Annotated in this window: 16 protein-coding genes; 8 read left to right on the top strand and 8 right to left on the bottom strand. The window is 59.3% G+C overall.

The features are described 5' to 3' along the window. Positions 1–233: 233 nt before the first annotated feature. Positions 234–662: an OsmC family protein gene (locus AGR13A_RS07415; protein ID WP_080834506.1), complete on the top strand. Its 429-nt coding sequence runs from the start codon at positions 234–236 to the stop codon at positions 660–662. Positions 663–665: 3 nt separating this feature from the next. Here the strand turns inward: AGR13A_RS07415 and AGR13A_RS07410 are convergent, their stop codons facing one another. From AGR13A_RS07410 to AGR13A_RS07400, 3 genes are read right to left on the bottom strand one after another with little or no spacing between them, the layout of a single operon-like run. Beyond that, positions 666–1160, bottom strand: coding sequence for a peptide deformylase (locus tag AGR13A_RS07410; protein WP_080834504.1), 495 nt, complete (start codon positions 1158–1160; stop codon positions 666–668). A 17-nt stretch (positions 1161–1177) separates the two neighbouring features. After that, positions 1178–1480 (bottom strand): hypothetical protein, encoded by a 303-nt coding sequence (locus AGR13A_RS07405; protein ID WP_080834502.1) that lies wholly within the window; start codon positions 1478–1480, stop codon positions 1178–1180. Beyond that, a complete protein-coding gene (locus AGR13A_RS07400; protein WP_139786027.1) occupies positions 1480–3798 on the bottom strand; it encodes an FdhF/YdeP family oxidoreductase in 2319 nt (772 codons plus the stop codon). The genes AGR13A_RS07405 and AGR13A_RS07400 overlap by 1 nt, the downstream gene beginning before the upstream one ends. 394 nt (positions 3799–4192) lie before the next feature. Between AGR13A_RS07400 and mgtE the strand changes: the two genes are divergently transcribed. Then, positions 4193–5620 carry a magnesium transporter gene (mgtE, locus tag AGR13A_RS07395; protein ID WP_080834498.1) on the top strand — a complete coding sequence of 476 codons (1428 nt, stop codon included), beginning with the start codon at positions 4193–4195 and terminating at the stop codon, positions 5618–5620. A gap of 70 nt (positions 5621–5690) precedes the next feature. Continuing rightward, on the top strand, positions 5691–6077 hold the full coding sequence (locus AGR13A_RS07390) for a MerR family transcriptional regulator (RefSeq protein ID WP_003495942.1): 387 nt from the start codon (positions 5691–5693) through the stop codon (positions 6075–6077). 177 nt (positions 6078–6254) lie between these two features. Here the strand turns inward: AGR13A_RS07390 and AGR13A_RS07385 are convergent, their stop codons facing one another. Beyond that, positions 6255–7220 (bottom strand): heparan-alpha-glucosaminide N-acetyltransferase, encoded by a 966-nt coding sequence (locus AGR13A_RS07385; RefSeq protein WP_080834496.1) that lies wholly within the window; start codon positions 7218–7220, stop codon positions 6255–6257. Positions 7221–7289: 69 nt separating this feature from the next. Further along, positions 7290–7982: a DUF599 domain-containing protein gene (locus tag AGR13A_RS07380; RefSeq protein WP_080836649.1), complete on the bottom strand. Its 693-nt coding sequence runs from the start codon at positions 7980–7982 to the stop codon at positions 7290–7292. Between the two features lie 504 nt (positions 7983–8486). On the opposite strand from AGR13A_RS07380, the gene cobU reads away from it, so the two are divergent. From cobU to ccoP, 5 genes are all read left to right on the top strand, one after another. Beyond that, a complete protein-coding gene (cobU, locus tag AGR13A_RS07370) occupies positions 8487–9008 on the top strand; it encodes a bifunctional adenosylcobinamide kinase/adenosylcobinamide-phosphate guanylyltransferase (protein ID WP_080834494.1) in 522 nt (173 codons plus the stop codon). Between the two features lie 235 nt (positions 9009–9243). Continuing rightward, complete coding sequence (gene ccoN, locus AGR13A_RS07365) at positions 9244–10890, top strand: cytochrome-c oxidase, cbb3-type subunit I (protein ID WP_080834491.1); 1647 nt, start codon at positions 9244–9246, stop codon at positions 10888–10890. A gap of 10 nt (positions 10891–10900) precedes the next feature. Then, entirely contained in the window at positions 10901–11632 is a 732-nt protein-coding gene (gene ccoO / locus AGR13A_RS07360; RefSeq protein WP_080834489.1) for a cytochrome-c oxidase, cbb3-type subunit II, read from the top strand. A gap of 13 nt (positions 11633–11645) precedes the next feature. Then, positions 11646–11798, top strand: coding sequence for a CcoQ/FixQ family Cbb3-type cytochrome c oxidase assembly chaperone (locus AGR13A_RS07355; protein ID WP_006316283.1), 153 nt, complete (start codon positions 11646–11648; stop codon positions 11796–11798). 3 nt (positions 11799–11801) lie between these two features. Then, positions 11802–12665, top strand: coding sequence for a cytochrome-c oxidase, cbb3-type subunit III (ccoP, locus tag AGR13A_RS07350; RefSeq protein ID WP_035223371.1), 864 nt, complete (start codon positions 11802–11804; stop codon positions 12663–12665). Positions 12666–12719: 54 nt separating this feature from the next. Here the strand turns inward: ccoP and AGR13A_RS07345 are convergent, their stop codons facing one another. From AGR13A_RS07345 to AGR13A_RS07335, 3 genes are read right to left on the bottom strand one after another with little or no spacing between them, the layout of a single operon-like run. Further along, the gene (locus AGR13A_RS07345) at positions 12720–13166 is read right to left on the bottom strand and encodes a VOC family protein (RefSeq protein ID WP_035223373.1); all 447 of its coding nucleotides are present in this window, start codon (positions 13164–13166) and stop codon (positions 12720–12722) included. A gap of 16 nt (positions 13167–13182) precedes the next feature. Then, positions 13183–13539, bottom strand: a complete 357-nt coding sequence (locus AGR13A_RS07340; protein WP_080834487.1) for a VOC family protein — start codon at positions 13537–13539, stop codon at positions 13183–13185. A 10-nt stretch (positions 13540–13549) separates the two neighbouring features. Then, a complete protein-coding gene (locus AGR13A_RS07335; protein WP_080834485.1) occupies positions 13550–13954 on the bottom strand; it encodes an SRPBCC family protein in 405 nt (134 codons plus the stop codon). Positions 13955–13981 lie beyond the last annotated feature (27 nt).

The raw sequence follows: 13981 nt of genomic DNA, 5'->3' as shown, positions 1-13981 counted from the left end.
TCTGCGCGATCTGTTTTGCGCCACCGCCCACGGGCAGTCGTGCGATGAGCCACAAGACAAGCACGATCACTAGGAAGGTGATCAGAATGCTGACGAGCGTAGATGTAACCATATGTCCCAGCTCCCTGTAAAATAAAGGTTCAACGATCGTTCACCGTTGTGTGAGTAAAAAGCGCCAGATAGATTTTTGTTCCATGCGATCGGTTGCGTGCGATTAAATCAGGATTATTTGAATGGTCGAAGGCGCGAAGGTGAAGGTGAGACCCGTTGGCGCGACAGCCACGGTCGGGCGGCTTGGTCGACCGGTGATTTCGACGATGACCGGCGGCGCACTTGAGATCGTGACCGGCGTCTCGGAACCGGGCTTCAATCCGATCGATCTTCTTTATTCTTCGCTTGCCGCATGCCTGACGCTCAGCGCCCGGATCGCGGCGAGCCGTATGGGTTTGCTGGACCATTTCGAGGGCGTCACCGTTGATGTTTCCGGTGAAAAATCTGCAGAAGAACCCTATCGGATCATCCGTTTCGATATACGGATCGAGATAACCGGGGATTTCGACGAGTCTACCCGCGCTGCAATCGCCCATTCGGCCGAGGATATCTGTACCGTCAGCAACACGCTGAAGGGCGAGGCGGAATTTGCGCTGTCGATTGCCGGCTGATCGTCACGGCTTTCGGGATTTTTCCCATTTCTTTACCAGCCGGTCGCGTTTGAGCTTCGACAGTCGCTTCAGCCAGAAGATGCCATCGAGCTGATCGATTTCGTGCTGGATGCAGATAGCGTGAAAGCCCTCTGCGGCCTGGCGATGTTCCATGCCCGCTGCGTCCTGAAATCTCACTTCGATCTGCGATGGTCGCTCCACCTCCTCGGTGAAACCCGGCATCGAGACGCTGCCCTCCACATGCCGCATGGTCTTCGCGGACCGGCTGAGGATCTCAGGATTGATGTAGGTGAGGACGTTTCCCGGTGTCAGTTCGAGCACGAAGACGCGCTGTCTTACGCCGATATGGGCCGCGGTGATGCCGACGCCGGGGGCGGCGTGCATCGTGTCGGTCAGGTCCGTGACCAGTTCCTGCAGATGATCGTCAAAAATCGTGACGGGCGCGCAGGTCTCGGAAAGACCCGCATGGGGGTAGGGCAGGATCGGCCTGATTGCCAAGGAATGCTCCGTTCGTTTCAATTGCGGGAAGGAGAAGCCGCAAGCGCCTGTCCTTCCGCCGTCACTTCCAGAAAGCTGCGCTGGGTGCGAGCATCGCGTTTCGTCACCCGCACGAAGCGGGGTGACAGGGCAGCGATTTCGCGCAGAACGAGAGCGTGCGCAAGCCCCAGCCGGTTTGCGATGCTGCGGCTGTCGGTGGCTATGTCTTGATGGATAGCCAGAAGGACCGCCGCACCCGTCGCGGTAATTGCCGAGGAGGCTTCTTGCTGGATCTGTTCCACAGCCGCCATGAAAGCGGCTGCGGATTGCTCTTCTTCCATCAAGAGGCGTTCACCTTCACGGGGGCATCGGCAAGCAGGCGGACGGAGACGAGCACGGATTTCGATGTCGGCGTGAAGCTGCCATCGCCATAGCTCGATAGCGGCACCAGCACGTTCAGTTCCGGATAATAGCCGCCGACGCTGCCACGCGGGATATTGTACGGCACGAGCCGGAAGTTTTCCGCGATGCGTTCCACGCCATCGCCATATTCGCCGATGACATCGACGCGCTGGCGGGAATGGGCGCCGAGCGCTTCCATATCCGCAGGGTTCATGAAGATGACGTGGCGCTCGCCATAGACGCCGCGATAACGGTCGTCCATGCCGTAAATCGTGGTGTTGTATTGATCGTGACTGCGGAAGGTCTGCAGCACGAAAAGATTGTCACGGCTGAGCGCCTGCTGGTGCTCGGTCTGTTCAGGCAGCGGGCCGCTATAGAAGGTGGCCTTTTTCGCAGGTGTGTTCCACTGCCGCTCGGCCGCCGTGTTGCGCAGATGAAAACCGCGCGGCACGCGGACCCGTTCGTTGAAATTGTCAAAACCGGGAATGACCCGCTCGATCATGTCGCGGATGAGGTCGTAATCATCGGCAAGCGCTTTCCAGTCCACATGCGCATTGCCGAGCGTCGCTTGCGCAATGCCGGCGACAATGGCGACTTCCGAGCGGAGTTCGTCCGAGGCCGGCGGGTTGATGCCGCCGGAACCATGCACCATGCTCATGGAATCCTCGACCGTGACGATCTGCGGCCGTCCTGCCGAATTGCGGTCGATTTCCGTTCGGCCGAGACAGGGCAGCACGAAGGATGTCTCGCCCGGCACCAGATGCGAATGGTTGAGCTTGGTGGCGATATTGACCGTGAGTTTCTGCTTCTCGAAAGCCTTGATGATCAGCGGGCTGTCGGGCGTCGCCCGCAGGAAGTTGCCACCGAGCGCAATGAAGGTCTGAGCCTTACCATCCAGCATGGCGGCGACGGCCTCCACGGTATTGTGGCCGCGCTTGCGCGGCATGGACACGCCGAGTTCCTTCTCCAATGCGTCGAGAAGGGCGGGCGGGGCCTTTTCATCAATGCCGACGGTGCGGTCGCCCTGCACGTTGGAATGGCCGCGCACCGGGCAGAGACCGGCGCCGGGGCGGCCGATATTGCCACGCAGCAGCATGAAATTGGTGATTTCGCGAACGATGATGACGGAGTGCCGGTGTTGTGTAACGCCCATGGCCCAGGTGGCGATGACGGAGCCGGCATTCATGTAGATACCGGCGGCTTCCTCGATCTGGGCGCGGGTCAGGCCGGACTGGTCGAGAATGGTTTCCCAGTCGGTCGCCTCGACGGCGGCGCGATAGGCCTCGAATTCCACCGCATGTTCGGCGATGAAGTCGTAGTCGATGATCGCGGGTTCACCAGCCGCCCTTGCGGCATCGTCGGCGGCGAAGACAGCCTTGCTCATGCCGCGCACGGCGGCCATATCACCACCCTGCCGCGGCTGGTAATAATTGGTGGCGATCCTCGTGTTGCCGCCGGTGATCATCTCGATCTTGTCCTGCGGATCGGCGAAGCGCTCCAGGCCCTTTTCGCGGATCGGGTTGAAGACGGCGATCCTGGCGCCGCGAAGGGCGGCGCGGCGCAGGTCGCCCAGCATGCGGGGATGGTTGGTGCCGGGGTTCTGGCCGATCACGAAGATGGCGTCCGCCTGTTCGAAATCCTCAAGCAGAACCGTGCCCTTGCCGACGCCGATCGACGCTTTCAGGCCGACGCCGCTTGCCTCGTGGCACATGTTGGAACAGTCGGGGAAATTATTGGTGCCATAAAGCCGCACCATCAATTGATAGATGAAGGCGGCCTCGTTGGAGGCGCGGCCGGAGGTGTAGAATTCCGCCCGGTCCGGGCTGTCGAGGCCGTTCAATATCCTGCCGATTTCGGCAAAGGCATCGTCCCAGGATACCGGCAGATATTTATCGGTCGCCCGGTCGTAGCGCATGGGGTGGGTAAGGCGGCCCTGTTTTTCCAGATCGTAGTCGGACCAGCCGCGCAGTTCGGATAGGCTATGGGCGGCAAAGAAATCCGGCGGCACGCGGGCTTCCGTCGCTTCCCAGGCGACTGCCTTGACGCCATTTTCGCAAAATTCGAAGGATGAGCCGTGTTCGGGATCGCCCCAGGCGCAGCCGGGACAGTCGAAACCGTCCGGCTGGTTCGTCTTCAGCAGCGTGCGTGCGCCGGAAATCGGCGCGCCTGTTTCCAGAAGCCGTTTGCCGACGCTTTTAAGCGCACCCCAGCCACCTGCGGCGGAGGAGGCCTTGCCGATGAAATCCGTCTTGCTCATTGCTTTGGCTTTCCCAAAATATGCGTTCCCGGCCATGTGGTCGCTGCGGCCGATCCTATGTAAAAAAGCTGTTTCAGAATCGCCTATGGACGACATATGTCAATCTCTATCTTGGTGTTGCCTGGAGTGAGAAAGGGTCTGTCCGGGCTGTTCCTGCGGAACGGCAGGGGTGCGGCGCGCGTTGAGAGAATTGCGGCGCCATGCATCCCTGACGCGTCGTGAAGGGGCGCTGCGTCCTTAAATCGCGGCCTCTCAAAGCGGCGGTTCATGACATTTGCGTCGCAGTTGGGAGGCTTGTTGTTTTCCGCCTATCCGGTTGTTGACAATATACTTTTTAACGCCATTCTGCCTGCGCATTCGTGCACTGCGGCATTTGAATACAAGAGGACGCCAGATGACAGACCGTAACGACGATCTTGTCGCGCCCGAGGAGTTGAGGCCGGCAGAGGCACTTTCCGATATCTACGCCGAAGACGGGTCTGTCCGTTCGGATTTTCTGGCGATGGTGGGGGCGGCGATTGCCGACCGTGACCTGCTCTTCCTGCGCAAGAATGTGGCGCGACTGCACGAGTCGGAACTTGGCGACGTGCTCGAATCCATCCTGCCGGAACAACGCCATGCGCTGGTGCGGCTGCTTGGCTCCGATTTCGACATGACGGCGCTGACTGAGGTGGATGAGGGTATCCGTCTCGATATCGTCGACCAGATGTCGAATGAGCAGATCGCTGCCGGTATCGGCGAGCTGGATTCGGACGACGCGGTCTATATTCTCGAAGACCTCGACGACGAGGACCGCGAAGACATTCTCTCGCAACTGCCGTTCACCGAACGGGTGCGGTTGATGCGGGCGCTGGATTATCCGGAAAGCTCGGCCGGACGTCGCATGCAGACGGAATTCGTCGCCGTGCCGCCGTTCTGGACCGTGGGCCAGACCATCGACTATCTGCGCGAAGAGGAGGAACTCCCCGACTCCTTCACGCAGATATTCGTCATCGACCCCACCTTCAAGCTGGTGGGCGCACTCGATCTCGACAAGGTGCTGCGCGCCAAGCGTCAGGTGAAGATCGAAACGATCATGCATGAGACGAACCACTCCATTCCTGCCGAAATGGATCAGGAAGAGGCGGCGCAGCTTTTCGAGCAATACGACCTTCTTTCCGCAGCCGTGGTTGACAATAACGGCCGGCTTGTCGGCGTACTCACCATCGATGACGTGGTCGACGTTATCCAGGAAGAGGCCGAGGAGGACTTGCTGCGCCTTGGGGGTGTGGGTGACGAAGAACTGTCGGACAGTATCGCCAGCACGTCGCGCTCACGCGTGCCATGGCTTGCCGTCAACCTCATCACGGCATTTCTGTCCGCCTCGGTCATCAGCCTGTTTGATGCGACCATCCAGCAGATTGTCGCGCTGGCGATTCTGATGCCGGCGGTCGCGGGTATGGGTGGCAATGCCGGATCGCAGACCATGACCGTATCCGTGCGGGCGCTGGCGACCAAGAGCCTCGATATTCACAACGCCGCGCGTATCATTCGGCGCGAGGCAGGCGTCGGCATCCTGAATGGCATGCTGTTCGGCTGCGCCATCGGCGTTGTTGCCGGCATCTGGTTTCAGGATGTCCACATCGGCGGCATCATCGCCACAGCCATGTGTCTCAACATGCTGGCGGCGGCGCTGGCAGGCATTCTCATCCCGCTGGTTCTCGACAAATTCGGGGCGGACCCGGCCGTCTCTTCGGCGGTCTTTGTCACGGCCGTGACGGATATTGTCGGCTTTTTCGCTTTTCTGGGTATTGCGACCTGGTGGTATGGTATTTCCGGCTAGGCGCGGCGGGAAAAATTGACTTTTACGTGAAGGTCAAATAATATTATCCGGTTATGAATCGGATAGGCCCTTGGACAAGTATTATAGCATAACCGAACTGACACGCGAATTCGGTGTTTCCACCCGCACCTTGCGATTTTACGAGGACGAGGGGCTGATTCACCCTGAGCGTCGCGGGCGCACGAGGCTTTTCAGGGCCGCGGACAGGCGTCTCATTCAGGAAATCCTGCGCGGTCGCCGTATCGGTTTCACGATTTCTGAAATCCGCGAGATTATTCACGTTTACAAGGAGCCCCCGGGCGAATCGGGCCAGCTGGTGCTTCTGATGAAGAAGGTCGATGAAAAGCGTGCCGATCTCCGGCAGAAACGCAAGGACATCGAAGAGACGCTGGCCGAACTCGACAATGTCGAAGAAGCCTGTCTGACCCGGCTTGCCGAAATCGGCGTCGGGACTTGAACGACTACCCTGGCTGTCGCGCTTAAGGCGCGCTTTTAAAGGTCGAGACCTCTCCTTCGTCACCCTCGGGCTTGACCCGAGGGTCTACAGCGACGTCAATGGATCCTCGGGTCAAGCCCGAGGATGACGTCGAGTGTAGGACAACTCGCTGTTCCTCTATGAACCGGCAACTTTTTCCTACTGCGCCTCAACCGTGCACTGCTGCGCCACTTCGCCTACCTTGGTCTGCTGATCGGCGCTGAGCTTGCCTTCCATCATCGTGTCGAACAGGTTTTCCGCCTGCAGCTTTTCCAGCGTGCAGCCGCAGAAACGCTGGCACAATTCCAGCCCGTTCGGCTGCTCGACGCAGCTTTTTTCGCAGCTCGATTTGTAAAGCTCGACCTGATCGACCGGTGGGGGCGGGGCCACCTGCGACAGGACGTAGACAAGGCCGATCAGCACCGGCTGGTGAATGAGGTAGAAGGCGAGGCTGTGACGGCCGGCGCTCGCTATCAGATTGCGCGGCGAGCTTGGACTGCGAAAACGGTCCAGCCAGTCGCGTGGCGTGACGAATTGCGAAACCGCGAGCCCGGCAAGAAAGGGGGCAAGCCACGGCAGGAGCGGCACATAGTCGTTCGAACGCGGCGGCATGGTGGAAAAGCCGATCCAGGCCAGCCACTTGCTGTTGAACAGGTCGGATTGAACATAGTGCGGCAGCGCAAAGGCAATCACTGCGAAAAGCAGCGTTACAGGCGCTGGTGCGCGCAGAAACAGCAGGCCAACGAGGCTTGCAGCGGCGATATTGTGCAGGATGCCGAAAAAGATGAAGCTGTCGGGAAAGGCGAAATACGTGGCGATGGTGATGAGCAGCGCCGAGCCGGCCACCATCGCAAAACGCTTGCCGAAGGACGGCCAGTTCAAGCCTTTGCCATGGGCAAGAAACAGGCTGAAACCGGCCAGAAACAGGAACGAGCTTGCAATGCCGCGCGCATAGAGCTTCCAGAGGCCCGTGGTCGCCGTGCCGGGTTCGAGATAGCCGAAATATTCGAGGTTCCACGTGAAGTGGTAGGATGCCATGGCGATGAGCGCCAACCCGCGCAATGTATCGAGACCGCCGATGCGGCCTTTGCGGCGGTTTTCGTTTGCGGCTGTGTCTGTGTCCATGGTTTCCGCTTTTTCCGCTTTTGGGAGGGCCAATATTCACTCGGGCTTGGCCCTTGAAGTGCGGCTATTTCAAGGCCTGTTCTCTTCCATGATGGCGCGCCGCGCCTCGGAAAAGAACTGGCGGCGCAACAGCGCCACGATGATGGTGACGGTGCTGGCGATGAAGACATAGGGGCTGATGAACCAGCCGAGATAACCGATGGACAGAAAGATGGTGCGCAGGCCGTCATTGAAATTCTTAGCAGCGATGATGTTCATCTTTATGACGTTTTCGGCCGCTCTCTCCGCCGCCTCGCGGTCCGAGTTGACGTCGTGGACCATGGGAATGGCGCCGAACAGGATCGTACAATAGTTGAACAGGCGGTAGGACCAGCCGAATTTGAAGAAGGAATAACCGAACAGGCAGGTGAGCCCGATAACCTTCAGCTCGAAGGCCGTGCGTCCGGCATAGTGTACGAAAGGCATGTCGCGAAACACCGATTCGACCTGCTCGGTCGCACCCAGAAGCGCAAAACAGCCGCCGATGGCGAAGATGGAGGTGGAGGCGAAAAAGGCGGTGCCGTTCTGAAGGCCGGCCATGATCTGCGTGTCGATCATCTTCAGGTCGCGCTTGAGCGAATTCATGATCCACTCGCGCCGGCGCTCGGCCATGGCCTGATTGAGGCTGGTTCGCGAAAACAGCGTCCTGCCTGTCGTGACATGCGTGTAGGCAGCCCATAACACGATGAAAACGACGATCGATATATAGTCCATGATGGTCATCACGGGCAGGCCACCTTGCTGTTTGCGAATCTTCGAAAGCATATTGATTTGAAGGCCATGCCAAGGCAATGGCAGCGGCCTCCGTCAGCCGATATTCTGCCGCGGCGTTGCAGCCTGATCATTTTATTTTCTGCTAACGTTCCGGTAACCAAGTGGCTTTATCAATCCTCTCGCGGACAGCAGGTCTGCCGGTTCCGGGTAAGGTTTTGCGTACCGGTTCCGCTTTGATTTTCCGGCCATATCGCGTGCCGATTGACAGGGCTGCCTTTCGCACCTAGCCTTTCATCAGGACCGGTGTTTCCGGCGCCCGGAGTTGTCAGGACTTTGATATGATCCGCATCCTGCGGACAGGTTGTGATCTCTCCGGCCCGGTATCAGCGGCAGTCCGGCATGAGCAACCGGGGGACGCCTTTTTCTACGAATCGTTCCCTTCATGTCCGCCTGTCCCTGGCTTGCGACATCGCAAAGATACCGGTCCGCTCTATTCTCTCTTTCAGGTTTCCCATGACAGATAAAAACCGCTCCGTTTTCATTCTTGGCGGTGCGCGCTCGGGCAAGTCCCGTTTCGCCGAAGAGCTTGCGGCGAATGCCGGCGGGCATCTGCATTATCTGGCCACCGGCCGGGCATGGGACGATGAAATGCGCGATCGCATCGATCACCATCAGGCGCGGCGCGGCGGGGAATGGACAACCCATGAGGCGCCCGTGGATATCGCCGCCGTGCTTGCCCAGCTTGACGGGCCGGACAATGTCATCCTCATCGACTGCCTGACATTGTGGCTCACCAATCTGATGATGGAAAATGCCGATATCGAGGCCGCCTTTGCCGCTCTTGAGACGGCGATCACATCCACCAGGGCGAAACTCATTCTCGTCTCCAACGAGGTCGGTCTCGGCATCGTGCCGGAGAACCGCATGGCGCGGGAATTTCGCGATCATGCGGGGCGGCTGCACCAGCGCGTCGCCGCCATTGCCGGCGAGGTCTATTTCGTCGCTGCGGGTCTTCCATTGAAGATGAAGGGCTGATGCCGCCCGCCTCTTAAGCCGGAACCGTTTCGGAACCCTGCCATTTTGTTCTGACATCGTTTGTGCGTGAACGCAGCGTTTTTCCCCGCTGCGACAGCTTTGCTTTCTTGATCTGAATCAAGGTGGCTTCCCCACGCCGGTGGCAATGCTCCAACCGACGCAAAGGCCCGTTTCCGCTTAGTCAAGCGCGCGCCGTGCCTTTCGTCGGTCGCTTGCACGTTGGGGGAAACCAACAATGAATTACACGTTAGAAACCGCGATCGTGGCCCTTGGGGCCTTTCTCGCGTTGCTCGGGGCAGCCTTTGCCCATGACAGTCTTTTCGCCGCCCATATGTGGGTGCTGTTCTTTACGCTTCTGGTCAGCACGGTGCTTCTGCTGCGCCGCGTGTCCTTCGCGCCTGTCGATCAGGCTGCGCGCGCGCGCCTCAAATCGCAATATTTCGACGAGGTGGTGAAATACGGCGTCATCGCCACCGTGTTCTGGGGTGTCGTCGGTTTTCTGGTCGGGGTCGTGGTGGCGCTTCAGCTTGCCTTTCCCGATCTCAACATCGCACCCTATTTCAATTTCGGCCGCATGCGGCCGCTGCACACCTCGGCGGTGATCTTCGCTTTCGGTGGAAATGCGCTGATCGCCACGTCCTTTTATGTGGTGCAGAGAACCTGTCGGGCGCGCCTGTTCGGCGGCAATCTCGGCTGGTTCGTGTTCTGGGGCTACAATCTTTTCATCATCATGGCCGCCACCGGCTATCTCCTGGGCATTACGCAGGGTCGTGAATATGCCGAGCCGGAATGGTATGTCGATATCTGGCTGACCATTGTCTGGGTCGCCTATCTCGTCACCTTCCTCGGCACGATCCTGACGCGCAAGGAGCCGCATATCTATGTGGCGAACTGGTTCTATCTGAGCTTCATCGTCACCATCGCCATGCTGCATATCGTCAACAATCTGGCGATTCCGGTTTCCTTCCTCGGCGTCAAGAGCTACTCGGCCTTCTCCGGCGTGCAGGATGCGCTGACACAATGGTGGTACGGCCATAACGCCGTCGGTTTCTTCCTCACCGCCGGCTTCCTCGGCATGATGTACTACTTCATTCCCAAGCAGGTGAACCGTCCGGTCTATTCCTACCGTCTGTCGATCATCCACTTCTGGGCGCTGATCTTCATGTATATCTGGGCCGGTCCACACCACCTGCACTATACGGCGCTGCCGGACTGGGCGCAGACGCTCGGCATGGTGTTTTCGATCATGCTGTGGATGCCATCCTGGGGCGGGATGATCAACGGCCTGATGACGCTTTCTGGCGCCTGGGACAAGATCCGCACCGATCCCATCGTGCGTATGATGGTGATGGCGGTTGCCTTTTACGGCATGGCGACCTTCGAGGGGCCGATGATGTCGATCAAGGCCGTCAACTCGCTCAGCCACTACACCGACTGGACCATCGGCCATGTGCATTCTGGTGCTCTCGGCTGGAACGGCATGATCACCTTCGGCGCGATCTATTACCTGACGCCGAAACTCTGGGGCAGGGAGCGTCTTTACAGTCTGCAGCTGGTCAACTGGCACTTCTGGCTCGCCACGCTCGGCATCGTCATTTACGCCGCCGTCATGTGGGTGGCCGGCATCCAGCAGGCCTTGATGTGGCGCGAATACGATAGCCAGGGCTTCCTCGTCTATTCCTTCGCGGAATCGGTCGCGGCGCTGTTCCCCTATTACGTGATGCGTGCATTGGGCGGCCTGATGTTCCTCAGCGGCGCGCTCATCATGGCCTACAACGTCACGATGACCATTCTCGGTCATCAACGCGACGAAGGTATCCACACGGATGCCGAGGCTTCGGCGCAGCCCGCCGAAACCCGTTCGCTGCAGCCCGCTGAATAAGGAGAGGCCGATGTCCATACTCGACAAACACGGCGTCATCGAACGCAACGCTACACTCCTCTTGGTCGGCTCCCTGCTGGTCGTCTCCATCGGCGGCATCGTGGAAATCGCCCCACTCTTTTATCTCGAAAACACCATCGAGAAGGTGGAGGGCATGCGACCCTATACGCCGCTGGAGCTCGCCGGGCGCAACATCTACATCCGCGAGGGATGTTACGTCTGCCACAGCCAGATGATCCGGCCGTTCCGCGACGAGGTGGAGCGTTACGGGCATTACAGCCTGGCGGCGGAATCCATGTACGACCATCCGTTCCAGTGGGGCTCCAAGCGCACGGGCCCGGACCTCGCGCGTGTCGGCGATCGTTATTCGAACGAATGGCATGTGCAGCATCTGGCCGATCCGCGTTCGGTGGTGCCGGAATCGATCATGCCCTCCTATGCGTTCCTGAAGACCACGCCGCTGAAGATCACCGATATCTCGATGGAGCTGAAGGCCAACCGTACCGTCGGCGTTCCCTATAGCGACGAGATGATCGAGAAATCCGCCGCCGATCTTGCCGCCCAGGCCGACCCGAATGCGGATTCGTCGGAACTCCTGGTGCGTTATCCGAAGGCGAAGGTGGGTGATTTCGACGGCGATCCGGCCAAGCTTACCGAAATGGATGCTCTGGTCGCCTATCTGCAGATGCTCGGCACGCTGGTCGATTTCTCGACCTATGACGATGCCGCCGGATACCGGTGAGGAGGTTTAAGCCATGGAAACCTACACGGCCATGCGCCACTTCGCCGATAGCTGGGGCCTGCTTGCCATGACCCTGTTCTTTGCCGGCGTCGTCGTTTTCACCCTTCGCCCCGGCTCGAAAAAGGCCGCGGACGATGCCGCCAGCATTCCGCTTAGGGAGGACTAAGATATGTCCGAAAAACACATTGATGACATCAGCGGCGTCGAAACCACCGGCCATGAATGGGACGGTATCCGCGAGCTGAACAATCCCATGCCGCGCTGGTGGGTCTGGACCTTCTATGCCACGATCCTCTGGGCGATTGGCTACACCATCGCCTTTCCGGCATGGCCGCTGATCAATGGCGCGACGCAGGGCTTGCTCGGCTGGAGCAGCCGTGGCGAGATCGCGGCCGACATGGCCGAAGCGAAACAGTCGCAGAGCGTCTATGTCGACAGGATCGCCAACTCGTCACTTGCTGAAATTCAGGCGGATCCGACCCTGAGGCAATTTGCCCTTTCCGGCGGCGCTGCCGCCTTCAAGGTCAATTGCATTCAGTGTCACGGTTCGGGTGCTGAAGGCGGGCAGGGTTATCCCAACCTCAACGATGACGACTGGATGTGGGGCGGCAGCGTCGACGACATCTATACGACGGTGAAGCACGGCATTCGTTTTGCCGACGATGCGGATACGCGCGCTTCGGAAATGCCGGCCTTTAGCGATATCCTCCAGTCGAATGAAATCCGCGAGGTTGCCGCCTATGTCGTCAGTCTCACCGGCACCCCCTCCAACCCGGCGCTGGTGGAGCCCGGCAAGCAGCTCTTTGCCGACAATTGCGCCTCCTGCCACGGGGAAGACGCCAAGGGCAATCGCGAATTCGGCGCGCCCAATCTGGCCGATGCGATCTGGCTAAAGTCGCAGGGCGAAGAGGGGATTGTCTCGCAGATACGGTCGCCCAAGCACGGGGTCATGCCCGCCTGGGGTGAGCGTCTCGGTGATACGACTGTCAAGCAGCTGGCAATCTTCGTGCATTCGCTTGGTGGGGGCGAATGAGGCAAGTAGAATATAAAGAAGGGCGCGGGGAGGCGCCCTTTTTTATTGTTCAGATTAGGCGTTTTCCGCCCGTCCATCCGGATATTCGGCTGGTCCCTTCAACTCGATCTTGTTGCCGAAGGGATCACGGAAATAGAACGAATGTCCCATCCCTCTCGCGCCGCCGTGAAAGGCTTCCTGTTCTATCGTGACGTTAAATTTCGCCAGATGGGCGCGAAGCGCATCATGGTTCAGAGGACCGGTCGCTATGCAGATGTGATCGACATTACGACCTCCGGCGACGGGCGGAGCGGCCTTTGTGCCACCGGGGTGCGTGACATCCCACAGCACGATCAGGGCATTGCCGCACCAGACTTGTTCCATCCCGAGAGCAGGGTAAGAGTAACCATCCCTACACCCCAGCACGTTCCGGTAAAAATCGAGCGCCCGCGTCATGTCGTCGACGATGAAGACGATATGATCGATACCGACCAACGAAAAAGGTGGTGTTGTCAAAGTCATGGCGGGCTCCTGCCGATCAGTTTCTCGACCAGACGGCCAGTTCGTATCCATCCGGATCGGTGAAATGGAAACGCCGCCCGCCGGGAAAGGCGAAGATCGCAACGCTGATCTGCCCGCCGGCGGCTTCGACGCGTCGCTGCACATCCTCGATATCGGCGGCGTAGAGAATGACGAGCGGTCCGCCCTTGGCCGAGACCGGAGCCGTCGTGGTGAAGCCGCCGGTCAACCGGCCATCGGAAAACTCGCAATATTGCGGACCGTAATCCTTGAAGGTCCAGCCGAAGGCGCCGCCGTAAAATTCCTTGCTGCGCTCGATATCGGCGACGTTGAATTCGACATAGTCGATCCGCCGGTCGTTCGTATTCGTGGTCATGGTTCCTCCATCAATCCTTTTCGAGCAGCGCCTTCAGCGTTTCGAGATCGGCGGTGACCGCTCGTGCATCCTGTTCGAAATCGTCGCCCGTCATGCCCTGAAGGCGAAGCAGGGTGAAACTCACCTCCGTGCCGCTGCCATTCGGCGTTACCCGTAGCGCGTTATAAACCTTCACGCCATCCGGCAATGTCACGACATGGTCGATGACGCCGAACTCGTTTGCGGGCGCGAAATTGACGCGCACTTCGCCAAGCGGCCCGCCCTCGGCAATCCAGTCTTCTCCGTCAGGCTTCAGCCCGCCGCCAAGACCTGCCGCCCAGTGCGGCATGTTCTGCGGGTCGGAGGCGAAGTTGTAGACATGGCTCCAGGGTTTTTCGATCGACAGATGAATGATTCTCGACTGCATGACAGGCATTTCATCCTCCCTTGGCGGCGCGTTCCC

The sequence above is a fragment of the Agrobacterium genomosp. 13 str. CFBP 6927 genome (assembly GCA_900012615.1).
In the GTDB taxonomy this organism is placed as follows: Bacteria; Pseudomonadota; Alphaproteobacteria; order Rhizobiales; family Rhizobiaceae; genus Agrobacterium.
This window is presented reverse-complemented; position numbering and strand designations above follow the sequence as displayed.